General features: G+C 62.7%; 23 protein-coding genes. 8 read left to right on the top strand and 15 right to left on the bottom strand.

Translation table 11 applies throughout. The annotated features are described in order from the left end of the window. Positions 1-131 precede the first annotated feature (131 nt). The 9 genes from msrQ to mrcB form a co-directional block, all read right to left on the bottom strand. Complete coding sequence (gene msrQ, locus E2H86_RS25240) at positions 132-746, bottom strand: protein-methionine-sulfoxide reductase heme-binding subunit MsrQ (RefSeq protein ID WP_133332219.1); 615 nt, start codon at positions 744-746, stop codon at positions 132-134. After that, positions 746-1759, bottom strand: coding sequence for a protein-methionine-sulfoxide reductase catalytic subunit MsrP (msrP, locus tag E2H86_RS25235; RefSeq protein WP_133332218.1), 1014 nt, complete (start codon positions 1757-1759; stop codon positions 746-748). Before msrP ends, msrQ begins: the two co-directional genes overlap by 1 nt. Positions 1760-1837: 78 nt before the next feature. Next, complete coding sequence (gene pssA, locus E2H86_RS25230; protein ID WP_133332217.1) at positions 1838-2689, bottom strand: CDP-diacylglycerol--serine O-phosphatidyltransferase; 852 nt, start codon at positions 2687-2689, stop codon at positions 1838-1840. Positions 2690-2840: 151 nt separating this feature from the next. Next, positions 2841-3857 (bottom strand): ketol-acid reductoisomerase, encoded by a 1017-nt coding sequence (ilvC, locus tag E2H86_RS25225; protein WP_133332216.1) that lies wholly within the window; start codon positions 3855-3857, stop codon positions 2841-2843. Between the two features lie 55 nt (positions 3858-3912). Beyond that, positions 3913-4404 carry an acetolactate synthase small subunit gene (gene ilvN, locus E2H86_RS25220; RefSeq protein ID WP_003250040.1) on the bottom strand — a complete coding sequence of 164 codons (492 nt, stop codon included), beginning with the start codon at positions 4402-4404 and terminating at the stop codon, positions 3913-3915. Position 4405: 1 nt separating this feature from the next. Then, positions 4406-6130: an acetolactate synthase 3 large subunit gene (locus tag E2H86_RS25215; protein WP_133332215.1), complete on the bottom strand. Its 1725-nt coding sequence runs from the start codon at positions 6128-6130 to the stop codon at positions 4406-4408. A 408-nt stretch (positions 6131-6538) separates the two neighbouring features. After that, positions 6539-6871, bottom strand: coding sequence for a YqcC family protein (locus tag E2H86_RS25210; protein ID WP_133332214.1), 333 nt, complete (start codon positions 6869-6871; stop codon positions 6539-6541). Then, the gene (locus tag E2H86_RS25205; protein ID WP_133332213.1) at positions 6871-7611 is read right to left on the bottom strand and encodes a tetratricopeptide repeat protein; all 741 of its coding nucleotides are present in this window, start codon (positions 7609-7611) and stop codon (positions 6871-6873) included. The genes E2H86_RS25210 and E2H86_RS25205 overlap by 1 nt, the downstream gene beginning before the upstream one ends. Before the next feature lie 27 nt (positions 7612-7638). Further along, positions 7639-9960 (bottom strand): penicillin-binding protein 1B, encoded by a 2322-nt coding sequence (gene mrcB / locus E2H86_RS25200; protein WP_133332212.1) that lies wholly within the window; start codon positions 9958-9960, stop codon positions 7639-7641. 115 nt (positions 9961-10075) lie between these two features. Here mrcB and E2H86_RS25195 point away from each other — a divergent pair, with 115 nt between their 5' ends. Together E2H86_RS25195 and E2H86_RS25190 are read left to right on the top strand one after the other, a co-directional pair. Next, the gene (locus E2H86_RS25195) at positions 10076-11638 is read left to right on the top strand and encodes an AAA family ATPase (RefSeq protein WP_133332211.1); all 1563 of its coding nucleotides are present in this window, start codon (positions 10076-10078) and stop codon (positions 11636-11638) included. Between the two features lie 188 nt (positions 11639-11826). Continuing rightward, the gene (locus E2H86_RS25190) at positions 11827-12105 is read left to right on the top strand and encodes a TfoX/Sxy family protein (protein ID WP_133332210.1); all 279 of its coding nucleotides are present in this window, start codon (positions 11827-11829) and stop codon (positions 12103-12105) included. A gap of 184 nt (positions 12106-12289) precedes the next feature. Here the strand turns inward: E2H86_RS25190 and E2H86_RS25185 are convergent, their stop codons facing one another. The 4 genes from E2H86_RS25185 to E2H86_RS25170 are packed head-to-tail and all read right to left on the bottom strand — an operon-like array spanning position 12290 to position 15851. Beyond that, complete coding sequence (locus E2H86_RS25185) at positions 12290-13177, bottom strand: ChaN family lipoprotein (RefSeq protein WP_133332209.1); 888 nt, start codon at positions 13175-13177, stop codon at positions 12290-12292. A 12-nt stretch (positions 13178-13189) separates the two neighbouring features. After that, entirely contained in the window at positions 13190-13957 is a 768-nt protein-coding gene (locus E2H86_RS25180) for a heme ABC transporter ATP-binding protein (protein WP_133332208.1), read from the bottom strand. Then, a complete protein-coding gene (locus E2H86_RS25175; RefSeq protein ID WP_133332207.1) occupies positions 13957-14994 on the bottom strand; it encodes a FecCD family ABC transporter permease in 1038 nt (345 codons plus the stop codon). The genes E2H86_RS25180 and E2H86_RS25175 overlap by 1 nt, the downstream gene beginning before the upstream one ends. Beyond that, positions 14991-15851, bottom strand: coding sequence for a heme/hemin ABC transporter substrate-binding protein (locus E2H86_RS25170; protein WP_133332206.1), 861 nt, complete (start codon positions 15849-15851; stop codon positions 14991-14993). The genes E2H86_RS25175 and E2H86_RS25170 overlap by 4 nt, the downstream gene beginning before the upstream one ends. 149 nt (positions 15852-16000) lie before the next feature. On the opposite strand from E2H86_RS25170, the gene E2H86_RS25165 reads away from it, so the two are divergent. Beyond that, entirely contained in the window at positions 16001-16318 is a 318-nt protein-coding gene (locus E2H86_RS25165; RefSeq protein WP_133332220.1) for a Rieske (2Fe-2S) protein, read from the top strand. Here E2H86_RS25165 and sfsA read toward each other — a convergent pair. Continuing rightward, complete coding sequence (gene sfsA, locus E2H86_RS25160; protein WP_133332205.1) at positions 16308-17021, bottom strand: DNA/RNA nuclease SfsA; 714 nt, start codon at positions 17019-17021, stop codon at positions 16308-16310. The genes E2H86_RS25165 and sfsA overlap by 11 nt on opposite strands. Beyond that, on the bottom strand, positions 17021-18193 hold the full coding sequence (locus tag E2H86_RS25155; RefSeq protein WP_133332204.1) for a pyridoxal phosphate-dependent aminotransferase: 1173 nt from the start codon (positions 18191-18193) through the stop codon (positions 17021-17023). The genes sfsA and E2H86_RS25155 overlap by 1 nt, the downstream gene beginning before the upstream one ends. Before the next feature lie 211 nt (positions 18194-18404). Here E2H86_RS25155 and dksA point away from each other — a divergent pair, with 211 nt between their 5' ends. The 5 genes from dksA (at position 18405) to E2H86_RS25130 (ending at position 24539) form a co-directional block, all read left to right on the top strand. Continuing rightward, positions 18405-18851 carry an RNA polymerase-binding protein DksA gene (gene dksA / locus E2H86_RS25150; protein ID WP_133332203.1) on the top strand — a complete coding sequence of 149 codons (447 nt, stop codon included), beginning with the start codon at positions 18405-18407 and terminating at the stop codon, positions 18849-18851. Positions 18852-18915: 64 nt separating this feature from the next. After that, positions 18916-19803 (top strand): tRNA glutamyl-Q(34) synthetase GluQRS, encoded by an 888-nt coding sequence (gene gluQRS, locus E2H86_RS25145; RefSeq protein ID WP_133332202.1) that lies wholly within the window; start codon positions 18916-18918, stop codon positions 19801-19803. Positions 19804-19944: 141 nt separating this feature from the next. Beyond that, positions 19945-20121, top strand: coding sequence for a hypothetical protein (locus tag E2H86_RS25140; protein WP_010796831.1), 177 nt, complete (start codon positions 19945-19947; stop codon positions 20119-20121). Next, positions 20105-23080 carry a sensor histidine kinase gene (locus E2H86_RS25135; RefSeq protein ID WP_165976121.1) on the top strand — a complete coding sequence of 992 codons (2976 nt, stop codon included), beginning with the start codon at positions 20105-20107 and terminating at the stop codon, positions 23078-23080. Before E2H86_RS25140 ends, E2H86_RS25135 begins: the two co-directional genes overlap by 17 nt. A 4-nt stretch (positions 23081-23084) precedes the next feature. Further along, positions 23085-24539, top strand: a complete 1455-nt coding sequence (locus E2H86_RS25130) for a sigma-54-dependent transcriptional regulator (protein ID WP_133332200.1) — start codon at positions 23085-23087, stop codon at positions 24537-24539. The last annotated feature ends 196 nt before the right edge of the window (positions 24540-24735 follow it).

Raw genomic sequence — 24735 nt, 5'->3', positions numbered from 1 at the left:
AAGGAGTTTTACGTTCCGACTGCGTTGGAAGTGGTGCGCATTATAAGGGGATTCGAAACGGCGTCAACACCTATTTTCAAGAAAATCAGATATTTAGGAAATACCCCCTATCAAGGCCGGCGAGACCGCACCTAAGGCACCGCCCTCCCCCGCCGTCGGCCCAGCCGGGACAACCATCGCGCCAACAGCGGAATACGCACTACCATCAACAATCCACCCAACACCGCATAGATCGCCCACTCCCGCAGATCAGAGCGAACGATCCACAAGAAGTGCAGCAACCCCAACCCAAGAATCACATACACCAGCTTGTGCAGCTTCTTCCACCGTGCACCCAACCGCCGCTGGCTGTATCGGTTGGAGGTGACGGCCAATGCCAACAATCCAAGAAACGCCAACGCCCCGACGATGATGTAAGGCCGCTTGCGCAACTCAACCGCCAACTGCCCCCAATCCAGACCGAGGATGAAGAACAGATACGCCAGGATGTGCAGGACTATATAAGCGAAACACCACAGCCCCAACTGCCGCCGCACCACGATCCAACCCGACCACCCCGTCAGCCGCTGCAGCGGGGTCATCGACAGGCTCACCAGCAGAAAGGTCAGCGCCCCAAGACCGAGGCGATCCATGAGGATCTTTCCCGGATCGGGCCCAAGCATGCCCATCGCCGCTTCATACAACCACCACAGCGGGAACAGACAGCCAACCACGAAGATACCCAGGCGCAACCATGGATAGCGCATCAATAGTTTTTCCGCAGATCGAGGCCGGTATACAGCGATGCAACTTCGTCGGCATAGCCATTGAACATCTGAGTGTCCCGCACATTCGGGCTGAACAACCCACTGGGTAGACGCCGCTCACGAGCCTGGCTCCAGCGCGGATGATCCACCTGCGGATTGACGTTGGCATAGAAGCCATACTCGGTCGGCGCAAGACCTTGCCAGGTGGTCCCCGGCTGCTCGGCCACCAGACTGATACGCACGATCGACTTGATGCTCTTGAAGCCATACTTCCACGGAACCACCAAACGCAGCGGCGCGCCATTCTGGTTAGGCAACTCACGGCCATACATCCCCACCGCCAGAATTGCCAACGGGTGCATGGCCTCATCCAGGCGCAACCCTTCTCTGTATGGCCAGTCGATCAGGGCGAAGCCAGAACGCTGCCCAGGCATGTGCTGCGGATCATCGAGCGTCTCGAAGCGCACATACCGCGCCTTGGAGGTCGGCTCCACCTGCTTGAGCACCTGCGCCAGTGGAAAGCCCAGCCAGGGGATCACCATCGACCAGGCCTCGACACAACGCAGCCGGTAAATGCGTTCCTCGAGCTGATAGGGTTTAACGAAGTCTTCCAGCGCGTAGCGTCCAGGCTTACCCACTTCACCGTCGATCACCACGCTCCACGGCTCGGTCGGCAGGCTGTCGGCGTTGGCTGCCGGGTCTCCCTTGTCAGGCCCGAACTCGTAGAAGTTGTTGTAGTGGGTGGCATCCTTGAAGGGCGTGATCGCCTCGCCCTGGACGGTGACCGCCTGCCAGCGCGTGGCGCCAAGCTTTTCGGAGAACCAGCCAGGCGCTGCGCCGACGTCGACGTCCGCATAGCGGCTGGCCTCAGCCGCACGCCCCAACCCTGGCAGTGCGCTCACGGCGAAACCCGCGAGAGATGCCCCCAGCAGCTTACGACGGGAAAAGTAGAGATGTTCGGGGGTGATCTCCGCTGCCTTGCAGTCGGACGACCTGGGAAGCTTGATCAACATGGCGGCTCCATAGCACGGGTGACGGATGTACCCGTAAGACTATGGAGCCGGAATGTTATTCCACCATTAAATCATTTGTCAGGATTTACGGCGGCGCGAACGCAGCAGGGACTGAATGGGCCCCGAAGCCGCATAAGCGAGGAAGATCAGCAGCAGGATACGCGGCGGGTCGCTGAACACCACGGCGAACACCAGCACCACCGCAAGGATCGCCACGAACGGCACGCGCCCCTTGAGGTCGAGCTCCTTGAAGCTGTTGTACTTGATGTTGCTGACCATCAGCATGCCAGCCGCGGCCACCAGCAGCGCCACCAGGAACGACAGCTTGGAGCCCTGGATGCCGTAGTCACTGAATGCCCACACCGTACCCGCCACCACACCGGCCGCAGCCGGACTGGCCAAGCCGATGAAATAACGCTTGTCGGCGGTACCGACCTGGGTGTTGAAACGTGCCAAGCGCAACGCCGCACCGGCTACATAGATGAAGGCGACCATCCAGCCGACCTTGCCCATGTCACCCAGGGCCCAGCCGAACGCCAGCAGCGCCGGCGCGACACCAAAGGCGACCATGTCCGACAACGAATCGTACTCGGCGCCGAAGGCGCTCTGGGTATTGGTCATGCGCGCCACCCGGCCATCCAGGCCATCGAGGACCATGGCGACGAAAATGGCGATGGCAGCAAAGGCGAAGTACTTGCTCGCCTCTCGTGGATCACCCGCACTCAGGGCGCTCTGCGCGCTCATCGAGCTGATGATCGAATAGAAACCGGCGAACAGGTTGGCGGTGGTGAACAGGTTGGGCAACAGATAGATGCCGCGATGACGCACCTTGCGCCCTTCGGCGTCATGACCTTCTTCAATGTGCTCATCGACAGGTAGCAGGCTTTCGGCGTCGGAGGGCTTGTTCGGCTCTTCGGGACGTTCGCTCATGGAGGGTACCTTGCAACAGGATGGAAAATGTTCGACAACGGGCCCGCAAAACAGGTTCTGACAGCGGACCTCTGGCCTGCTTTATACCAGATGCGCGCCGGCAGAACGAAAAAACGCGGCCGAAGCCGCGTTTTTCATGTTTCGATAAGACTCAGTTCTTGGTCTTGTCGACGATCTTGTTAGCCGAGATCCAAGGCATCATCGAGCGCAGTTGCTCACCGATGATTTCGATGCCGTGGGCAGCGTTGTTACGACGCTTGGCGGTCATCGATGGGTAGTTGGTGGCACCTTCGGAGATGAACATCTTCGCGTACTCGCCGTCCTGGATGCGCTTCAGAGCGTTGCGCATGGCCTTGCGGGATTCTTCGTTGATGACTTCTGGGCCGGTGACGTACTCACCGTACTCGGCGTTGTTGGAGATCGAGTAGTTCATGTTGGCGATGCCGCCTTCGTACATGAGGTCAACGATCAGCTTCAGCTCGTGCAGGCACTCGAAGTAGGCCATTTCCGGCGCGTAGCCAGCTTCGACCAGGGTTTCGAAGCCGGCTTTGACCAGCTCGACGGTACCGCCGCAGAGAACGGCCTGCTCACCGAACAGGTCGGTTTCGGTCTCGTCCTTGAAGGTGGTTTCAATGATGCCGGTACGACCGCCACCGACGCCCGAAGCGTAGGACAGGGCGACGTTCTTGGCGTTACCCGAAGCGTCCTGGTAGACAGCGATCAGGTCAGGGATACCGCCGCCTTTGACGAACTCGGAGCGAACGGTGTGACCCGGAGCCTTCGGCGCGATCATGATCACGTCCAGGTCAGCGCGCGGCACGACTTGGTTGTAGTGGATCGAGAAGCCGTGGGAGAACGCCAGGGTAGCGCCCTGCTTGATGTTCGGCTCGATTTCGTTCTTGTACAGGGCGCCTTGGAATTCGTCCGGGGTCAGGATCATGACCAGGTCGGCAGCAGCGACAGCGGTAGCCACGTCGGCGACTTTCAGGCCGTGGGCTTCAGCTTTGGCAACGGTAGCCGAACCTTTACGCAGACCGACGGTTACGTCTACACCGGAGTCCTTCAGGTTGCACGCCTGAGCGTGGCCCTGGGAGCCGTAACCGATGATGGCGACTTTCTTACCCTGGATGATGGAAAGGTCGCAGTCTTTATCGTAGAAAACTTTCATGAAAATACCCCTGGTTATATCTCGGCCCCTGCGGAGCCATTGCTAATTTTTGAATTTAGATGCTGAGCACTTTGTCGCCACGGGCAATGCCGGTAACGCCGCTGCGCACGGTTTCGAGAATCGATGCAGTGCCGATCGCCTGGATGAAGCTGTCCAGTTTGTCGCTGGTACCGCTCAGTTGCACGGTGTACACGCTGGCGGTCACATCGACGATCTGGCCACGGAAGATATCCGTGGTGCGCTTGATTTCGGCGCGCTGGGCGCCGGTGGCCTTGACCTTGACCAGCATCAGTTCGCGCTCGATATGGGCGCTTTCCGACAGGTCGACGAGTTTCACCACCTCGACCAGCTTGTTCAGGTTCTTGGTGATCTGTTCGATCACTTCGTCATGGCCAACGGTAGTCAGCGTCAGACGCGACAGGGTCGGGTCTTCGGTCGGCGCTACGGTCAGGCTTTCAATGTTGTAGTTGCGCTGGGAGAACAGGCCGACCACGCGAGACAGGGCACCGGGTTCGTTTTCCAGCAGCAGGGAGATGATGTGCCGCATATCAGGTACGCTCCGTCTTGCTCAGCCACATGTCACGCATCGAGCCATCCTTGATCTGCATCGGATAGACGTGCTCACTACGGTCGACCGCGATGTCGATGAACACCAGGCGGTCCTTCATCGCGAAGGCTTCTTCAAGCTTCGGCTTGAGGTCCTTCAGGCTGGTGATGCGGATACCCACATGGCCATAGGCCTCGGCCAGCTTGATGAAGTCAGGCAGCGACTCGACGTACGAGTGCGAGTGGCGACCGTTGTACGACATGTCCTGCCACTGGCGGACCATACCCAGCACGCCGTTGTTCAGGTTGACGATCTTGACCGGCAGGCCGTACTGCATGCAGGTCGACAGCTCCTGGATGTTCATCTGGATACTGCCTTCGCCCGTCACACAGGCCACGTCCTGGTCCGGGAAGTTGAGCTTGACGCCCATCGCCGCCGGGAAGCCAAAGCCCATGGTGCCCAGGCCACCGGAGTTGATCCAGCGGTTAGGCTTGTTGAAGCGGTAGTACTGCGCCGCGAACATCTGGTGCTGACCAACGTCGGAAGTGACGAAGGCATCGCCATGGGTCACTTCGCACAGGGTCTCGATGACTTTCTGCGGCTTGATGACGTTACCGTCGCCCTTGTCGTACGGGAACAGTTCGCCATTGCCACGCCATTCGTCGATCTGCTTCCACCAGGCATCGAGCGCCGCTTTGTCAGGCTGCTCGCCGATTTCCTTGAGGATGCCGAGCATCTCGTTGAGCACGCTGTCGACCGGACCCACGATCGGCACGTCGGCCTTGATCATCTTGGAGATCGACGCCGGATCGATGTCGATGTGGATGATTTTGGCGTTCGGGCAGAACTTGGCCGGGCCATTGACCACGCGATCGTCGAAACGCGCACCGACCGCGAAGATGACATCGGCATTGTGCATGGCCAGGTTGGCCGTGAAGCTGCCGTGCATACCGAGCATGCCGAGGAACTGGCGGTCGGTACCGGGGAAGCCACCCAGACCCATCAGGGTGTTGGTGACTGGCAGGTTCAACGACTTGGCGATTTCGGTCAGGGCTTCGGAGCCACCGCCGAGGATCACGCCACCACCGGAGTAGACGATCGGACGCTTGGCGGCCAGGAGCATCTCGGCTGCCTTGCGAATCTGGCCGGAGTGGCCACGTACCGCTGGGCTGTAAGAGCGCAGCTTGACCTTCTTCGGATAGACGTATTCGAACTTCTCGGCCGGGTTGGTCATATCTTTTGGAATGTCGACCACGACCGGACCTGGACGGCCGGATTGCGCCAGGTAGAACGCCTTCTTCAGAACTTCGGGGATCTCGGTCGGGTGCTTGATCATGAAGCTGTGCTTCACGATCGGCCGCGAGATACCGATCATGTCGGTTTCCTGGAAGGCATCGGTACCGACCATGGTGCTCGGCACCTGGCCAGACAGGATAACCATCGGGATGGAGTCCATGTAGGCGGTGGCAATACCGGTGATGGCATTGGTCGCGCCTGGGCCGGAAGTCACCAGTACCACGCCGGCCTTGCCGGTGGCACGGGCGTAACCGTCCGCCATATGGGTTGCCGCCTGCTCGTGGCGAACCAGGATGTGTTCCACTTCCGGTTCTTTGAACAGTGCGTCGTAAACATGAAGGAGAGCACCGCCTGGGTACCCATAGATGTGCTTAACGCCTTCGTCACGCAAGAAGCGGACGACCATTTCAGCGCCGGATAAAAGCTCCACGTTGTTCACCTCTAAAACGCCAGAATACCGCCCTCACTGGGCGGGTCTTAATAGGTTTACTGCCAAGCAGAGCATGAGCGAACGTCAGCACTGACTGAGCAAGTATTGGGAACGCCCCTGAGTGTTGCGGGGGTATCCCACCCAGCGCGAGGTAACGCGTTGCGGGGTGTAACAAGTCGGCGCGGGTGTGCGCCTCATGATCTGCCTAGCGGGTCTGCTTCTGGCAGTCCCTCTACAGCGGAAACTGGATTCTTCTGATTCGCGGCCTACAAGTCAAGAAAAATTATTGCCAATTTTTCCCGAAGATGAATTCGTTCCACCACTAAAAACCGAGTCAGCAGCAGAAAAAATAAGATTTTTACAAAAAAGGGCCACAAACTGCGGCCCTTATAGGAAAAAGAGAAGAAATCAGGCGCAAGCGCCGATCAATTGGTCGAATGCTGCCAACAGACGTCGCAGCTCCCGACTCTGCTCCGGACGATCGGCGAACACGGTTTCGGCCATCACCAGGATGCCGGAGGCGTTGGGTAGCGGGTGGCCGTGTTCGAGGATGACCTTCATGCGTGGCAGGAAAATCCACTGCAGCCACTGCTCGAAAGTCATGCTGTCGACCGCGAACGGCACCACGCTGGCCAGCGCCTCGGCGCTGGGAGCGGCGTCGCTCCACCAGCCCTGCACTTGCAGTTCGCGCTCGATCAGCAGCAGATGGTCGGCGATTTCCAGGATGCGGGGCTCGACCATCACGAATTGACCCGGGCCTTCTGCCGCGCCAGGGCCGCGCCGGCGCTGTCACCCTGCTTCTCGCGGGCCTGGGCGATGGTGTTCCACAGCTCGGCTTGCAGGTCCGGGCGGCCATTGGCGTAGGTCAGGGCGCGGCGCGCCAACTGCTCGGCCTGCGCCGCATCACCTTGGGACAGGCGCACCTGGGCCAGGCGGAACAGCACCTGCGGCTCGCGCGGAGCAATACGCTGGGCACGTTCCAGGCTCGACGCGGCGCCATTGAAGTCACCACCGACCTGTTGCTGTTGGGCGGTGGTGAGCAGCGCCAGCACTGGCCCATCGAGCTGTTCGTCCGCCGACAGGCCGCCGCTGCTGGTGTCGTTGCGCGGAATGCCGGTCGGCGCGCTGGACGCCGCTGGCGTGCTGTTCATCGCAGCGATATCGAAGGGTTCGTCGGCGATAGGGTTAGGGTTGGTAGTGATCGGACCGGAGCTCACTGGCCCAGGGGTGATGGGACCAGTGCTGATCGGGGTGGCACCGGCACCCTGCGGAATCATCACGGTGACGCCCGAATCCTCGGGCAGTGTCTGCGCCTGCGCGGTACCACCGCTGGGGCCGACCGCAGCACGGTTGGCCGACACCCGCTCACTGTTGGAGACGCGGGTGCTCGAATCGACCACCGGGATGTTGCCCCGCGGAACGCTGGAGCAACCCTGGAGCACCACCAGTGCCGTCACGGCAGGAAACCACCACTTTTTCACTTAACACCTCATCAATACTGCCGCAGCTTAGTTCATCCAGCCTTTGACCCAATCCATGACTGATTCCACCGGATCCTGCTGGCCGCCACAGGTCGCGCCAGGGGCCGGTTCGCTTCCGCGAATATACGGCATCTGTACCGCTCCCGGACAGCTACTGTCGGAACCCTGCCCGCTGTACGGATCGATCCACGCCTGTACCACGTTATCCGGCTGCGGCATGTCCAGCGGCAGCGGATCGGCCTTGCTCATGAAGCTGGTCCAGACCTGCAGGGCGCCGGTTGCGCCGGTGAACGGTGTCTTGCCATTGTCGTCCCGGCCCAGCCAGACCACGGCCAGCAGGTCCTGGCTGAAGCCGGAGAACCAGCTGTCGCGCGAGTCGTTGCTGGTACCGGTCTTGCCGGCCAGGGTCAAGGTTTTAGGCAGTACGTTGTACACCGAACGGCCGGTGCCTTCGCGCATTACCCGCTGCATGGCGTTCTGCACCAGATAAATGGCGCCTGGGTCGAACGTCTGCTGGACCTTGAACGGGTAGCGCTTGAGCGGCTCGCCTTCGGCGGTCAGAACGCTGCGGATACCACGCATCGGGGTATTGAACCCCCCGTTGGCGATGGTCTGGTACATGGTCGCGACCTGCATCGGCGACATGCCACCAGCCCCCAGCAGCATGGCCGGGAACGGCTGCCAGTCGACGTTGACGCCGAGCCGACCGATGGTCTTGATGACGTTCGGCACGCCCACTTCCAGGCCAAGCTTGGCAGTGGAAAGGTTCAGCGAGTTGGCCAGGCCCTGGTACAGGTAGATGGTGCCATGGGACCGACGGTCGTAGTTCTGTGGTCGCCAGACCTGGCCGTTGGCCCCCTTGACCGAGAACGCCTCGTCCTGCACCCAACTGGTCAAGGTGTACTTGCTGGGTTGCTCGAGGGCGGTGAGGTAGACCGCAGGCTTGACCAGCGAACCGATCGGGCGTACCGCATCGATAGCGCGGTTGAAGCCTGCGAAGCCTGCCTGGCGGCTGCCGATCAAGGCCTGCACCTCGCCGGTTTCCGGGTTGGTCACGACCATCGCCGACTCCACGTCGTCGGCCCCCTTGCGCCCGGCCAGACGCTTGAAGGTCTCGTTCATGGCGGTTTCGGCCTTCATCTGCAGGATCGGGTCGAAACTGGTGAAGATGCGCAAGCCTTCTTCGGTCAAGTCTTCGTCGCGGTAGTCCTGACGCAGCTGGCGCTTGACCAGGTCGAGGAACGCGGGGAACGAACTGTCCGCCAGACTGCCGCGCTTGGTCACACCGAGCGGCATCTTCTTCGCGGCCTCGACCACTTCCTTGCTCGCCACGCCCTGCTCGGCAAGCAGGTCGAGCACCAGGTTGCGGCGGGCCAGGGCCCGATCGGGATGGCGACGCGGGTTGTAGTAGGACGGCCCCTTGACCATGCCCACCAGCAAGGCGATCTGATGCAGCTTGAGCTCCGACAGCGGCTGGCTGAAGAAGAACTGGCTGGCCAGGCCGAAGCCGTGCACGGCGCGCTGGCCGTCCTGACCGATGAAGACCTCGTTCAGGTAGGCCTCGAGGATCTCACGCTTGTCGTAGTGCAGCTCCAGCAGCACAGCCATCATCGCTTCGGTCAGCTTGCGGGTGAGGGTGCGTTCGCTGGTCAGGTAGAAGTTCTTCACCAACTGCTGGGTCAGGGTACTGCCGCCCTGGCGCATGGAGCCAGAAGAGGTGTTGACCCAGATCGCCCGGGCGATCGACTTGGGCGATACGCCAAAGTGGCTGTAGAAATCGCGGTCCTCGGTGGCCACCAGGGTTTCGAGCAGGTACGGCGGCACCTGGTCGATCTTGATCAGGATGCGGTCTTCGAGGTTCTTGGGGTAGATGCCGCCAATCATCAACGGCTCGAGACGCACCACGTCGAGCTTGCTGCCATTGGCCCCGGCCAGCCCCGCCACGTAGTCGCCGGAGAAGCGTACGCGCACGAACTGCGCCGGTTCCATGCCCTCGTAGAACTGGAAGCCGCGGGTATTGAGGTCGACCGTGTTGCCGTTGACGGCCACCGCGCCCGGGCCATTGGCCGCGCTTTCCCTGCGGTAGCCCAAGGCATCGAGCTCGGTGAGGAAGTCGGCCTTGCTCAGTTTCTGACCAGTGAACAGCTCCAGTGGCCGGGCATAGACCTTGGCCGGAATGGTCCAGCGCTTACCGGAGAACTTTTCCTGAACGACAGCATCCAGGTAGACCGCGAAGCCGGCGAGGATCACCAGGCCAACCAGGCTGAGCTTCAGGGCCCAGCCCAACCAGGTTCGGGTACGGCTGTTCGGGGCTTTTTTAGGGGTACGGGAATTTCGGGTTCGAGTCATGGCGGCGGATTATACGCACTTTATAAAGGCTGGGCAGACGCCCTGGGCGGTATGCAGGGACGGCACCATTGACCATAATGGCGCATTCGAATTCCCTGCCCAGGAAGGATTTACAGTGAGCCAAGCCTTGATCAACGCGTTGCAGAACCCCGCCCTGTACCCTCACCCGGTGGATGGGTTCAAACTCATCGAGACGCATATTTCCTGGGTTCTGCTCACCGGTGAGTACGCCTACAAGATCAAGAAGCCGATGAATTTCGGCTTCCTCGACTTCACCGGCCTGGCCCAGCGTCAGCACTTCTGCAACGAAGAACTGCGGCTGAACCAGCGCCTGACCGACGGTCTTTACCTGGAGGTCTTGCCGATCACCGGTAGTGCCGAGCAACCTCAGATCGGCGGCGACGGCGAGGCGATCGAATACGTCCTGAAGATGCGCCAGTTCCCTCAGGACCAGATGCTCAACACCTTGCAGGCCAACGGCGAGCTCAACGCCGGCCACATCGACCAGATGGCCCGGCAGATCGCCGAATTCCACCTGCAGGCACCCAAAGTACCGGTCGACCACCCGCTGGGCACGCCTGACAGCGTGATGGCCCCGGTCGAGCAGAACTTCGAGCAGATTCGCCCGTTCCTCACCGACGCGGCCGACCTGCGTCAACTCGATGCCTTGCAAGCCTGGGCGCGCAGCAGCTTCGAACGCCTGCATGGACTGCTCGAGGCGCGCAAGACCGAAGGTTTCATCCGCGAATGCCACGGCGATATCCACCTGGGCAACGCCACGCTGATCGACGGCAAGGTGGTGATCTTCGATTGCATCGAGTTCAACGAGCCGTTCCGGCTGACCGACGTCTATGCCGATGTCGGCTTCCTGGCCATGGACCTGGAAGACCGCGGCCTCAAGTGTCTGGCACGGCGTTTCGTCAGCCAGTACCTGGAGCTGACCGGCGACTATGCCGGGCTGGAACTGTTGAATTTCTACAAAGCCTACCGTGCCCTGGTCCGCGCCAAGGTCGCGCTGTTCAGCCTGTCACCGGACTCCGATGGCGTGCAGCGTGCCACCACCCTGCGTACCTACCGCAACTACGCCAACCTGGCGGAAAGCTACAGCGCCATCCCGTCGCGTCTGCTGGCCATCACCCATGGTGTCTCGGCAGTCGGCAAGAGCCATGTCGCCATGCGCCTGGTCGAAGCCCTGGGCGCGGTGCGGGTGCGTTCGGACGTAGAGCGCAAGCGCCTGTTCGGCGAGCAGCAGGACGCGCAGACCGGCCAGCTGGCTGCCGGCATCTACGATCAGGACGCCACCACCGCCACCTACCAGCGCCTGCACGCGCTGGCCGCGACCATCCTGCGCGCCGGCTTCCCGGTGGTGCTCGACGCCACCTACCTCAAGCATGCCCAGCGTCAGGCGGCGGCCGAGGTGGCCAACGCCACAGGGGTACCGCTGTTGATTCTCGACTGCCAGGCACCGGAAGCGGTGATCGCCAGCTGGCTGCAACAACGTCAGGCCGAAGGCGGCGATCCGTCCGATGCCACCCTCGAAGTGGTCAAGGCCCAGCAGGCCAGCCGCGAGCCGCTGGATGCACAGGAGCTGGTGCACAGCACCCGTGTCGATACTCAGGACAGCAGTAGCATGGATCAAGTGATCGACCAGGTCCGTCAGCACTTGCCAGGGTTGTAAACACCGCCGACGCCCTCCCCCCGGCAAGCCGGTTCCTACCTCGACCTGTAGGAGCCGGCTTACCGGCAGTATGCCCACTCCCCAAGCATGGCAAAACGCCGCGTATTTCCCATCCCCCGCTACACTCCACTCTGACTGACCCACGATGCAACCCCCCAATACCCATTCGGCCATCGCCAGGAGGCTCGATGAACGATGAGTTGCAGCATCTGAAGAATCTCGGCAAGACCTCCGCCCAGTGGCTGCATGCAGCCGGTATCCACAGCGCGTCGGACTTGCGCCGCCTGGGTGCCGTGGGCGCCTACCAGGCGGTGAAGACTCGAGGTTTCCGGGCGTCGAAGGTGCTGTTGTACGCCATCGAAGGCGCCTTGCTGGACATGCATTGGAACGACCTGCCGCTCGAACGCAAGCAGGCGCTCAACCAGCAGCTCGATGCCAAAAGCCCGGCGCAAAAAAATTCGAAATAAGCGGAGAAAGGGGATTGACGACGAAATGAGAATCGTTATGATTATCACAACTGGTCGCGAGATCAGTTGGATAAACTGAAAGCCCCTGGTTCGGACTCTCAGATTATCTCCTCATCAGGCTAATCACGGTTATTGACCCGGCACTTTGCCGGGTCTTTTTTTTTGCCTGGGTGTTTTACGACCATCACTTGCGTAATTGGGCACAGTAATCCTGCTCTGGTGTGGCAGGCGTGTACCACACGTAGTCTGCCATCCCGGGCTCGACCTTTTCACCGACCTCCATCAGCAGCAGTACCTTGCTCCGCCCTTGCGCACGCAGGTCGGCCAGGTGCAGGGGAACGCCCAAGTCCTTGCGCGCATGATAGGCACCGGTCAACAGCAATGCCGGCTCAGGCGCCTCCAGCATACGCTCGGCAATGCGCCGGTCGCGCTGCTGCTGAACAGCCAGCATCGCCGGCAATTGACTCTCTGGGAGCAGACCACAGTGCCCCGCGCGTACCTGCTCGAGCAAGGCTGCTCTCACCGCCGGGACATTCGAGTGTTCGCCTGGCAACGCAGTTGGCTGCCGATAGACCTGGCGGATTTCAACCGATGAAAGATTGGCCGCCAACAGCGGTATATGGCTCTGCAGGGCCTCGCGCACAATCGGCCCATAAAACTGCCAGTCCCAACCGTCCTGCCAATCCAGCGCCTTGGGCAGGTCCGCTGGCAACGAGGCTTGTGCTGCCAAAGCATCGACCCGCGCCTGCTGCTCCGGCTGGAGCATCTCCAGCAACAGGCTGCCTTGCCTGCGCTGGGACTGCAAGGCGCGCAGCAACCAGAGTTGCAGGGCGTGGTGATCGGGGTTGTCATGTCTCTCGCCAACCAACACCCGTGGCGCCGCAGCCAGGCGCTGGACCAGATCGTTCGGGGTGATCGACTCACCGCTGGCCAGGTCGCGGATCTGCCCGAGGGAGGCATCGTCAAGACCTTCGCGCCCCTGCCAGGCGGGTATCGGCGGCAGATTGGCCTGGCACCCTCCGAGCGCCAGCAACAAGCCCAGTAGTGTGCCGAACAGCATGGGGTGGCGCATGAGCAGGGCCTCCTAGCGCGTGATGATCAGCGGGTGGCCCCGTTCCGGATGGGGCTGGACCAACACATCGATACCGAACACCGACGTGAGCGAAGCCGGCGTCAGCGCCTGTTCGGGAGCTGCCAACGCATGGGCGCGCCCCGCTTCGAGCAGCAGGATACGATCACAATAGCGGGCGGCCAGGTTCAGGTCGTGCAGGATCACCAGCACCGCCGCACCACGGTCGGCGAAGCGGCGCACGGCCTGCAACGTGGTGTGCTGATGCAAGGGGTCGAGCATCGACGTCGGTTCGTCGAGCAGCAGCGTGGCGCCCTGCTCGCCCGGCCATAGCTGGGCGAGGACCCGCGCCAGGTGCACCCGCTGACGTTCGCCGCCGGACAAGGCCAGATAACTACGTTCCAGCAAATGCCAGGCATCGGCCGCACGCAGTGCCTGCTCGATGATTTCCCGGTCGCGCTGGCGGCCGCTGCCGTGTGGCAACCGGCCCATGCCCACTACTTCTTCGACGCGAAAGGCGAAACCCAGGCTGGACACTTGCGGCAGTACCGCCAGGCGCTGTGCCCGCGCCTGACCCGGCCAGCGGTCCAGGGACTGCCCGTCGAGGGTCACGCAGCCATGGCTGGGTGCCAACTCGCCACACAGAGCACCGAGCAGGCTGCTCTTGCCCGCGCCGTTGGGCCCGAGCACGCCCAGGACTTGGCCTGGCAGCAGTTGCAGGTCGATATCATGCAATACGTCGTTGCTGCCTCGACGCACCCGCAGGCTTTCGGCTTCGAGCATCAGTTGCGCCCTCGCACGAGCAGAAACAGAAAGAACGGCGCACCGATGAAGGCGGTAACGATGCCGATCGGCAATTCCGCCGGCGCCAGCGCCAGGCGTGCCACCAGGTCGGCGAACAACAGCAGGCTGCCACCGGCCAGCAGCGAGGCCGGTAGCAGTACCCGATGATCGGGCCCTGCCAGCAGGCGTACCAGGTGCGGCACCACGAGACCGACGAAGCCGATCAGACCGGCCGCCGCCACCGCCGCCCCCACCCCCAGCGCCGTACAGAACACCAACTCGCGCTTGAGTCGCTCCACCTCGATACCCAGGTGGCGTGCCTCCGACTCGCCCAGCAGCAGCGCGTTCAGCGCCTGTGCCCGACGCGGCAGCCACAGCGCGACCGCCAGCACCACCAGCAACAAGGGCCACAGCCGGTCGTAACTGGCACCGTTGAGGCTGCCCAGGTTCCAGAAGGTCAGGGTACGCAAAGTGGCGTCATCGGCAAGGTAGGTGAACAACCCTACCGCCGACCCCCCCAGGGCGGTCAGGGCGATACCCGCCAACAGCATGGTGGCGACGTTGGTCTGGCCATCGCGGCGCCCCAGCCGGTACACCAGCGCCGTCACTCCCAGCCCGCCGATGAAGGCGCACCCTGACAAAAGATATGGCGCGAAAGCCTCCGGCAGGCCACCCACCCAACTGCCGCCGACGATCGCCACCGCCGCCCCCAGCGCCGCGCCGCTGGCGACACCGACCAGGCCAGGATCGGCCAATGGATTGCGAAACAACCCCTGCATGGCCACCCCCGACAACGCCAGCACCGCACCGACCGCCAGACCCAACAGGGTCCGGGGCAAGCGGATCTGGCCAAGGATCAGCTCGGCCTGCTCCAGCCCCTCTCCAGCGATGGGTGCGCCGAGCAAGCGTAGGCCGGCGCGCAGGGTATCGAACAGCGGCAGACTGACCGGGCCGAGGGCCAGGGATAGCCATATCGCCATTAGGCACAGCAGCGTCAGGCAGGCAAACAACGTGCGTGGCTGGATCCGCTGTCTCATTCGGCGGGACTAACCGAGTAGAAGATGGTCGCGAGGTTTTGCAGGGTCGCTGGCAAGCGAGGTCCGAGTCCACCGACCAGCAAGGTCGGATCAAGCGCTACCAGATGCTTGCTGCGCACGGCACGCGAACTGGCCAGAGCCGGGTTTTCCTTCAACAGCGCCTGCAACGCCTTTTCGCCGTCCAGCGCCCGATCGGTGTATACCACCACGTCCGGGTCCAGGGCCGCCAGCGCCTCGTTGGAGAAATTCTTGTAGCCCTGATGCTCGGCCAGGTTCCGCGCCCCGGCCTTGCGCAGCAGCCAATCCCCTGCAGTGCCCACTCCGGCGATCAACGGTTTGGCACCTGCATGCCCCACCAGCAACAGCACCCCTGGCGCCTGGTGCTGAGCCTGCGCCCGCTGAACCTGCGCCTGGACATCTGCAAGCTGCTGATGATAGTCGGCAGTCAGTTGCGCAGCCTTCTGCTCGGCGCCAAGCAGTGCCCCCAAATGCTTGAGGTTATCGTCCACCGCTGCGAGATCGGCCTTGCTGGATAACATCTCCACCTGCACCCCGGCCTTGCGGATCTGCGCCAGTACCGGCGGCGGCCCCATTTCTTCGGTACCGACCAGTAGATCCGGGCCTAGACTGAGAATGCCCTCGGCCGATAGTGCCCGCTGATAGCCGATGCTCGGCAGTGCCTTCAGCGATGGCGGGTGCTGGCTGGTAGTGTCGACACCGACCAGACGTGACTCACCGCCCAAAGCGCTGATCCACTCGCTCAATGCCCCTCCGGCGCTGACCCAGCGTTGCGGCAGATCGGTGGCCAGCACGTGGGTAGAGGCCACTAGAGCGAGCACGGCAGCGGCAAGACGCATATCGGTTTCCTTTTCAAGGCGGGCCGCGCGCCTTGTGACGAGCGACGGAACTGCGCACCATAGACACTTGGCGCGGCGAATACGAGATTTGATAATTATTCGCATTGACGCGTCAAGCCATCACATCGTTTCACGAGCCGTCCTTGCCCATGCATTTCCTTTGTACTTCCCAGACCCTGGCCGAAGGCCAGAGCCGCGCCTTCAGCGTAGACGGCATCGACCTGTTCGGCGTGCGCCGCCAGGGCCAGGTGTACCTGTATCGCAACCGCTGCCCGCACAAGGGCATCCCGCTGAACTGGGCCGAGCACGCCTTTCTCGACGATAGCGCCAGCCTGATCCACTGCGCCCATCACGGGGCGTTGTTCCTGATCGACAGCGGCGAATGCGTCGCTGGCCCCTGCGAGGGCCAAGCGCTGCAGGCCCTGGGCTGCCGGGAAGACAGCCAGGGCATCTGGCTCACGGCGTGAGCAGTACCGGCAACGGGCGGTCGATGACGATGCCCTCGGCATCCAGGCGCGTGCCATAGGCCAGCACCTCGACACCGTCCGCTACCGCCGCACGCAGTGCCAGGGCATAGCCGGCATCGATCTCGTCGGCCGGGCGCACCGCCTCGATGCCAGTGAGATTGACGCAGTAAAGCTGTACCGCGCGGATGCCCTGACGGGCCAGCGCAGCCAGCTCACGCAGATGCTTGGCACCACGCTGGGTGACGGCATCAGGGAACGCCGCCACGGCACTGTCCGGGTAGCCCAGGGTCACGCTCTTGACCTCGACATAGGCCGGGGCGCCGTCGAACTCCAGGCGAAAGTCGACACGGCTGCGCTCTTCGCCAAAGGCCACTTCGCGCCTGAGCGCGGTGAAGCCCGCCAGCTCAGTGATCACACCGGCCCTTAGCGCCTCCTCGACCAGCGCGTTGGCGCGGCCAGTATTGATGCAGGCCAAGCGCCCCTGGGGCGTTTCGCTGATCTCCCAGGTGCCCGGCAGCTTGCGCTTGGGGTCATTGGAGCGGCTGAACCAGACCTGTCCGCCTTCGCGCATGCAATTGAGCATGGAGCCGGTGTTGGGACAATGAATGGTCAGCTGCTCGCCATTGGCCAGTTCGATGTCGGCCAGGAAGCGCTTGTAACGGCGCAACAGGCGCCCTTGCTCGAGCAATGGAAAGAACACCATCAGCCCTGCCAGCTCTTCAAACCACGGTCGATACGCTGCACGGCCTCTTCCAGACGCGGCAGGCTCTGGGTATAGGCGAAGCGCACGTGGTGGCCGGCCAGGTGTCGGCCGAAGTCCAGCCCCGGGGTGAAGGCCAGGTGCTCGGTTTCCAGGAAGTGCCGGCAGAAGGCGAAAGCGTCACCGCCAAAGGCGCTGATGTCGGCATATAGGTAGAACGCCCCCTGAGGTTCTACGGCGATGCCGAAACCCAACTCGCGCAGGGCAGGCAGCAGGTAATCGCGACGACGGGCGAATTCGGCACGGCGCTGTTCGAAAATGGCCAGGGTCTCGGGCTCAAAACAGGCCAAGGCAGCGTGTTGGGCCATGCTCGGGGCGCTGATGTAGAGGTTTTGCGCGAGCTTTTCCAGGTCGGCCACGGCGTCCGGCGGCGCCACGAGCCAGCCGAGGCGCCAACCGGTCATTCCGAAATACTTGGAAAAACTATTCAGCACGAATGCCCGGTCGTCCACTTCCAGCACGCTCGGTGCGTCCATGCCGTAGGTCAGCCCATGGTAGATCTCGTCCACCACCAGGTGGCCATGGCGCTCGCGGGTGGCCTTGGACAGACTGGCCAGGTCGTCACGGCCCAGCACGGTGCCGGTGGGGTTGGCCGGAGAGGCGACCAGGGCACCGACGGTATCCTTGTCCCAGTACCGCTCGACCAGGTCCGCCGTCAGTTGGTAATTGACCTCAGGCCCTACCGGCACCAGTTGCGCGCCACCTTCGACCAGGCGCAGGAAGTGACGGTTGCAGGGGTAGCCTGGGTCGGCCAGCAGCCAGTGCTTGCCAGGGTCGACCAGCAAGCTGCTAGCCAGCAGCAGCGCCCCGGAGCCGCCTGGAGTGATGAGAATGCGTTCAGGGTCGATGGCCAGACCATAGCGCTGGGCATAGAAGCCCGAGATGGCTTCGCGCAGCGCGGGCAAGCCACGGGCGGCGGTGTAGCGGGTATGCCCGGCGGCCAGCGCGGCCTGGCCCGCGGCGACGATCGGTGCGGCGGTGGTGAAGTCCGGTTCGCCGATCTCCAGATGGATCACGTCGTGCCCCGCCGCTTGTAGCTCGTTGGCCCGCGCCAGCAGCGCCATGACGTGGAACGGTTCGATGGCGCGGCTGCGCGCACTGTAGGGGTGGGCCATGACCTTTTCTCGATTGCGTCTAAACTGTTGATTCTACCTTTGCGCGGCATCGAACGTGCGACGTAGGCCGCTGTCAATACATGGGATCGGGCGGGGTAGCGCACTCCCGATCTAATCTGGTAAGTTCGGCGGCTCGCAGTCGCAGGGCCGGCGGGTGCCGGAGATGGAGCAGCCTGCGCATTGGATCAGATGAGTGAGAGGCGGTCTATTCATGTCCACCGTAGAAAAGCAAAAAACCGGTCAAACCATGTACGGTGTCGAGCCCTATAAAGAGACCAAGGGCGAAGAGTACATGGGCGAGCCCATGAAGAAGCACTTCACCAAGCTGCTCAATGCTTGGAAGAGCGAGCTCATGCAGAGTGTGGATCGTACCGTGGACCACATGAAGGATGAAGCTGCGAACTTCCCCGACCCGGCCGACCGCGCCAGCCAGGAAGAAGAATTCGCTTTGGAGCTGCGCAACCGCGATCGCGAGCGCAAGCTGATCAAGAAGATCGACAAGACCCTGCAGAAGATTCAGGACGAGGAATACGGCTGGTGCGATTCCTGTGGCATCGAGATCGGCCTGCGTCGCCTGGAAGCTCGCCCGACTGCCGACCTGTGCTTCGACTGCAAGGAAATTGCCGAGAAAAAGGAAAAGACAGTCGGCAAAGGCTGATCTTTCTTCCAGCAAAGACGGGGCGCATCATGCGCCCCGTTTCATTTATATGCCCCCGAATACCATGACCGACTCCCGCTACATCGGACGCTTCGCCCCTACCCCCAGTGGCTTCCTGCACTTCGGCTCGCTGGTCGCCGCCCTCGCCTCCTGGCTCGATGCCCGCGCCGTCAGCGGCCGCTGGCTGCTGCGTATGGAAGACACCGACCCGCCCCGGGAAATGCCCGGCGCCCGCGATGCGATTTTGCAGACTCTGGAGCGGTATGGCTTGGAATGGGATGGCGAGGTGGTCTACCAGAGCCAACGGCATGAGGCCTACGCCAACGTGGTCGAACGCCTGTTCAACATGGGTCTGGCCTACGCCTGCACCTGTTCGCGCAAGCATCTCGAGGGCTACAACGGTATCTACCCCGGCTTTTGCCGAGATGCCGGGCATGCACGCGAAGGGGCGGCCATCCGCTTGCGCGTGCCGGAGCTGATCTACCGCTTCAGCGACCGGGTCCAGGGCGAGTTCCAGCAGCACCTTGGGCGCGAGGTGGGGGATTTCGTCATCCAGCGACGCGACGGCCTGTACGCTTATCAGCTGGCGGTGGTACTGGACGATGCCTGGCAAGGTGTTACCGACATCGTGCGTGGCGCCGACCTGCTGGACAACACACCGCGCCAGCTGTACCTGCAGGAATTGCTGGGGCTCTCGCAGCCGCGTTACCTGCATATTCCGCTGATCACCCAGCCCGATGGGCACAAGCTGGGCAAGTCGTACCGTTCGCCGCCGTTGGCAGCCGACCAGGCCACACCTTTGTTGCTGCGCGCATTGCGGGCGCTGGGGCAGGAGACCGAGGCGCAGTTGCTGACGGCAACGCCGGCCGAAGTGCTGGCAGTGGCACGCCAGCGCTGGAGGCCCGAGGCGATCGCTCGCCGGACGACGGTGGCGGAGGCGGATTTGCATTGAGGCAGGTCCGGTCCTTTCTCAAAAACAAAAGCCCAGTAATTTCAAAACCTTGGCGAAGACTACCGATTCCCGCTAGCATCGCCCCAGCCATTTGCGCCAATAATAAGTCCAAGCCCGCAGCGCCCAACCAATGAGGCCAGCATGTACATCTATCGTTTGGTCCTGCTCCTGGTCGTGGGGATCTACCTGTTCTCCCCGGCGATCATGGACTGGTGGATCGATCCGACCGGAGCCTGGTACCGCCCTTATCTGCTCTGGCTGATCCTGATCGTCGTCACCTTCATCCTGCAGAGCCAACGAGATGCCGATGAGCTTTAGCCTGACCCAGATGATCCTGATCAGCGCCGCGTACCTGCTGGTACTGTTCGGCGTGGCCTGGATCAGCGAGCGTGGACTGATCCCGCGCTCGATCATTCGCCACCCGCTGACCTACACCCTGTCGCTGGGCGTCTATGCCAGCGCCTGGGCGTTCTACGGCTCGGTCGGCCTGGCCTATCAGTACGGCTACGGCTTCCTGGCCTGCTACCTGGGGGTCTCCGGGGCTTTCTTACTGGCTCCGGTGCTGCTCTACCCGATCCTCAAGATCACCCGCACCTACCAATTGTCGTCGCTGGCCGACCTGCTGGCGTTTCGTTTCAGAAGCACCTGGGCCGGTGCGCTGACTACGGTGATCATGCTGATCGGCGTGTTGCCCCTGCTGGCCCTGCAGATCCAGGCGGTGGCCGACTCGATCAGCATTCTCACCGGTGAGCCGGTCAAGGCCCGGGTGGCATTCGCCTTCTGCATTCTGATCATCCTGTTCACCATCTTCTTCGGCTCGCGGCACATCGCCACCCGGGAGAAACACGAAGGTCTGGTGTTCGCCATCGCCTTCGAGTCGGTGATCAAGCTGCTGGCCCTGGGCGGCATCGGTCTGTACGCGCTGTACGGCGTGTTCGGCGGCCCGCACCAGTTGGAAGTGTGGCTGCTGCAGAACCAGACCGCCCTCTCCGCGCTGCACACACCGCTGCAGGAAGGCCCTTGGCGCACCCTGCTGCTGGTGTTCTTCGCTTCGGCCATCGTCATGCCGCACATGTACCACATGGCCTTCACCGAGAACCTCAACCCGCGTTCGCTGGTCAGCGCCAGTTGGGGTCTGCCGCTGTTCCTGCTGCTGATGAGCCTGGCGGTGCCGCTGATACTCTGGGCTGGCCTGCGGCTGGGCGCCAGCACCAACCCCGAGTACTTCACCCTTGGCCTGGGCATTGCCGCCAACAGCCCGGCCTTGGCCCTGCTGGCCTATGTCGGCGGATTGTCGGCAGCCAGCGGGTTGATCATCGTCACCACCCTGGCGCTGTCCGGGATGGCGCTGAATCACCTGGTGCTGCCGCTGTACCAGCCACCGGCCGAGGGCAATATCTATCGCTGGCTGAAGTGGACCCGCCGGGCGCTGATCGTCGCCATCATCACCGCCGGTTTCATGTTCTACCTGAGCCAGAACTACCACCAGAGCCTGGCCAATCTGGGTATCGTCGCGTTCGTGGCGACCTTGCAGTTCCTCCCAGGGGTACTCTCGGTGCTGTATTGGCCAACCGCCAACCGCCGCGGCTTCGTGGCCGGCCTGCTGGCCGGGACCCTGGTGTGGATGGTCACCATGCTGTTGCCGCTGCTGGGCAATGTGCAGGGCTTCTACATCCCATTGCTGGACATGATCTATGTGCTCGACGACACCAGTTGGCACATGGCCGCGATCGCCTCGCTGGCGGCCAACGTTCTGTTGTTCACCCTGATCTCGCTGTTCACCAATGCCAGCAGCGAGGAAGTCAGCGCCGCCGAGGCCTGCGCCGTGGACAACGTGCGTCGCCCGCAACGCCGCGAACTGCACGCCGCCTCGCCCCAGGAGTTCGCCACGCAACTGGCCAAGCCCCTGGGCGCCAAGGCCGCGCAAAAAGAGGTGGAACAGGCCCTGCGTGACCTGTATCTGCCTTTCGACGAGCGTCGCCCGTATGCCCTGCGCCGCCTGCGTGACCGCATCGAGGCCAACCTCTCCGGCCTGATGGGGCCGAGCGTGGCCCAGGACATGGTCGAGACCTTTCTACCTTACAAGTCCGGTAACGAGAACTACGTCACCGAGGACATCCACTTCATCGAGAGCCGCCTGGAAGACTACCACTCGCGACTGACCGGCCTGGCCGCCGAACTCGACGCCCTGCGTCGCTACCATCGCCAGACCTTGCAGGAACTGCCGATGGGCGTGTGTTCGTTGGCCAAGGATCAGGAGATCCTGATGTGGAACAGGGCCATGGAGGAGCTGACCGGGATTGCCGCCAAGCATGTGGTCGGCTCGCGCCTGGTGACCATCACCGAACCTTGGCGTGGCCTGCTGCAAGGATTCATCGACGTCCCCGACGAGCACCTGCACAAGCAGCGCCTGGTCCTCGACGGCCAGCCCCGCTGGCTGAACCTGCACAAGGCCGCCATCGACGAGCCCCTGGCACCCGGTAACAGCGGATTGGTCCTGCTGGTGGAGGACCTCACCGAGACCCAGGCCCTGGAGGACAAGCTGGTGCACTCCGAGCGTCTGGCCAGCATCGGCCGCCTGGCCGCCGGCGTGGCCCACGAGATCGGCAACCCGATCACCGGCATCGCCTGTCTGGCGCAGAATCTGCGCGAGGAACGCGAAGGCGATGGCGAGATCATCGAGCTGTCGGGGCAGATCCTCGAACAGACCAAGCGCGTGTCGCGCATCGTCCAGTCGCTGATGAGCTTCGCCCACGCCGGCGGCAGCCACCAGAACAGCGAAGAACCGGTGTGCCTGGCCGAGGTGGCGCAGGACGCCATCGGTCTGCTGGCATTGAACCGGCGCAATTTCGAAGTACAGTTCTTCAACCTCTGCGACCCGGAACACTGGGCCGAAGGGGACCCGCAGCGGCTGGCCCAGGTGCTCATCAACCTGCTGTCCAACGCCCGCGATGCCTCGCCTCCCGGCAGCGCCGTACGCGTGCGCACCGCTGTCAGCGAGCACACCGTGGACCTGATCGTCGAAGACGAGGGCAGCGGTATACCGAAAAGCATCATGGACCGCTTGTTCGAACCGTTCTTCACCACCAAGGACCCGGGCGAGGGAACCGGACTGGGGCTCGCTCTGGTCTATTCCATCGTGGAAGAGCATTATGGGCAAATCACCATCGACAGCCCGGCCGACATCGAACGGCAACGTGGCACCCGGATCCGCGTGACCCTGCCCCGGCATGTCGTAGCGACGTCCCCTGAAATTCGAGACCGTCGAGAGAATTGAATCAATGCCGCATATTCTGATCGTCGAAGACGAAACCATCATCCGCTCGGCCTTGCGTCGCCTGCTCGAACGGAACCAGTACCAGGTCAGCGAAGCCGGCTCGGTGCAGGAAGCCCAGGAACGCTTCAGCATTGCCACCTTCGACCTGATCGTCAGCGACCTGCGCCTGCCCGGCGCCCCAGGCACCGAGCTGATCAAGCTCGGCCAGGGCACGCCGGTGCTGATCATGACCAGCTACGCCAGCCTGCGCTCGGCAGTGGACTCGATGAAAATGGGCGCGGTGGACTACATCGCCAAGCCCTTCGATCACGACGAGATGCTACAGGCCGTGGCGCGCATCCTGCGTGATCGACAGAATGCCCCGGCACCAGCTGTCGCCAGCGCCGAACCGCGTGCCAACGGCAAGCCGGCTGCGACCGACAAGGCCAGCCCGGCACCGGCCAACGGCGAAATCGGCATCATCGGCTCCTGCCCACCGATGCAGGACATGTTCAACAAGATCCGCAAGGTTGCCCCCACCGACTCCAATGTGCTGATCCAGGGTGAGTCCGGCACCGGTAAGGAGCTGGTCGCCCGGGCGCTGCACAACCTGTCGCGCCGGGCCAAGGCCCCCATGATCTCGGTCAACTGCGCCGCCATTCCCGAAACATTGATCGAGTCGGAACTGTTCGGCCATGAGAAGGGCGCGTTCACTGGCGCCAGCGCCGGACGCGCGGGCCTGGTCGAGGCCGCAGACGGCGGCACCCTGTTCCTCGACGAAATCGGCGAGTTGCCACTCGAAGCCCAGGCGCGCCTGCTGCGGGTCTTGCAGGAAGGCGAAATCCGCCGGGTCGGCTCCGTGCAGTCGCAAAAGGTCGATGTCCGCCTGATCGCCGCGACCCACCGGGACCTGAAGAATCTGGCCAAGGCCGGGCAGTTCCGCGAAGACCTTTATTACCGCCTGCACGTGATCGCGCTGAAACTACCGGCCTTGCGTGAACGCGGCAGCGACGTCAACGAAATCGCCAACGCCTTCCTCGCCCGGCAGAGTGCACGCATCGGCCGCGACGACCTGCGGTTCGCCGCCGACGCCGAACAGGCTATCCGCCACTACAGCTGGCCGGGTAACGTGCGCGAGCTGGAAAACGCCGTGGAGCGAGCGGTGATCTTGAGCGAGAGCCCGGAGATTTCCGCCGACCTGCTGGGCATCGACATCGAGCTGAGCGACCTGGACGAAGACGACCTGCTGGACACCCCGCCTGCGCTGGTCAACGGCTCCGCTGCCGGCAATGCCAGCCATGAACCGACCGAAGACCTGTCACTGGAGGATTACTTCCAGCATTTCGTGTTGGAGCATCAGGACCACATGACCGAAACCGAGTTGGCCCGCAAGCTCGGCGTCAGCCGCAAGTGCCTGTGGGAGCGCCGTCAGCGCTTGGGTATTCCACGTCGCAAGAGCAACGCTACCAGCGATAACTGATCGCGCCAGGGGGCCAGGTGTTTTGTCTGCACCCGTTTGGTTTGATTTGGTTTGGTTTGGTTTGGTTTGGCAATGGGAGTGGGAACGATCCATTTTGTGTAGCGGCGCTACCGGCCCCTTCCGCCTTTACGGCGGGTCCCTTTTGTCTTGGCAAAAGGGACGCAAAACCGCTTGCTCCTGCATCCGGCCCTCCGCT

The sequence above is a fragment of the Pseudomonas putida genome, from assembly GCF_004357765.1.
Taxonomy (GTDB): domain Bacteria; phylum Pseudomonadota; class Gammaproteobacteria; order Pseudomonadales; family Pseudomonadaceae; genus Aquipseudomonas; species Aquipseudomonas putida_U.
Note: the sequence above shows the minus strand (reverse complement) of the source record. Positions and strands in the feature narration are given on the sequence as shown.

Bases quoted from the DNA above. Each gene is read 5' to 3' on its own strand.
- msrQ (WP_133332219.1), bottom strand. From the start codon at position 746: ATGCGCTATCCATGGTTGCGCCTGGGTATCTTCGTGGTTGGCTGTCTG.
- msrP (WP_133332218.1), bottom strand. From the start codon at position 1,759: ATGTTGATCAAGCTTCCCAGGTCGTCCGACTGCAAGGCAGCGGAGATC.
- pssA (WP_133332217.1), bottom strand. From the start codon at position 2,689: ATGAGCGAACGTCCCGAAGAGCCGAACAAGCCCTCCGACGCCGAAAGC.
- ilvC (WP_133332216.1), bottom strand. From the start codon at position 3,857: ATGAAAGTTTTCTACGATAAAGACTGCGACCTTTCCATCATCCAGGGT.
- ilvN (WP_003250040.1), bottom strand. From the start codon at position 4,404: ATGCGGCACATCATCTCCCTGCTGCTGGAAAACGAACCCGGTGCCCTG.
- E2H86_RS25210 (WP_133332214.1), bottom strand. From the start codon at position 6,871: ATGGTCGAGCCCCGCATCCTGGAAATCGCCGACCATCTGCTGCTGATC.
- mrcB (WP_133332212.1), bottom strand. From the start codon at position 9,960: ATGACTCGAACCCGAAATTCCCGTACCCCTAAAAAAGCCCCGAACAGC.
- E2H86_RS25190 (WP_133332210.1), top strand. From the start codon at position 11,827: ATGAACGATGAGTTGCAGCATCTGAAGAATCTCGGCAAGACCTCCGCC.
- E2H86_RS25185 (WP_133332209.1), bottom strand. From the start codon at position 13,177: ATGCGCCACCCCATGCTGTTCGGCACACTACTGGGCTTGTTGCTGGCG.
- E2H86_RS25180 (WP_133332208.1), bottom strand. From the start codon at position 13,957: ATGCTCGAAGCCGAAAGCCTGCGGGTGCGTCGAGGCAGCAACGACGTA.
- E2H86_RS25175 (WP_133332207.1), bottom strand. From the start codon at position 14,994: ATGAGACAGCGGATCCAGCCACGCACGTTGTTTGCCTGCCTGACGCTG.
- E2H86_RS25170 (WP_133332206.1), bottom strand. From the start codon at position 15,851: ATGCGTCTTGCCGCTGCCGTGCTCGCTCTAGTGGCCTCTACCCACGTG.
- E2H86_RS25165 (WP_133332220.1), top strand. From the start codon at position 16,001: ATGCATTTCCTTTGTACTTCCCAGACCCTGGCCGAAGGCCAGAGCCGC.
- sfsA (WP_133332205.1), bottom strand. From the start codon at position 17,021: ATGGTGTTCTTTCCATTGCTCGAGCAAGGGCGCCTGTTGCGCCGTTAC.
- E2H86_RS25155 (WP_133332204.1), bottom strand. From the start codon at position 18,193: ATGGCCCACCCCTACAGTGCGCGCAGCCGCGCCATCGAACCGTTCCAC.
- dksA (WP_133332203.1), top strand. From the start codon at position 18,405: ATGTCCACCGTAGAAAAGCAAAAAACCGGTCAAACCATGTACGGTGTC.
- gluQRS (WP_133332202.1), top strand. From the start codon at position 18,916: ATGACCGACTCCCGCTACATCGGACGCTTCGCCCCTACCCCCAGTGGC.
- E2H86_RS25140 (WP_010796831.1), top strand. From the start codon at position 19,945: ATGTACATCTATCGTTTGGTCCTGCTCCTGGTCGTGGGGATCTACCTG.
- E2H86_RS25135 (WP_165976121.1), top strand. From the start codon at position 20,105: ATGCCGATGAGCTTTAGCCTGACCCAGATGATCCTGATCAGCGCCGCG.
- E2H86_RS25130 (WP_133332200.1), top strand. From the start codon at position 23,085: ATGCCGCATATTCTGATCGTCGAAGACGAAACCATCATCCGCTCGGCC.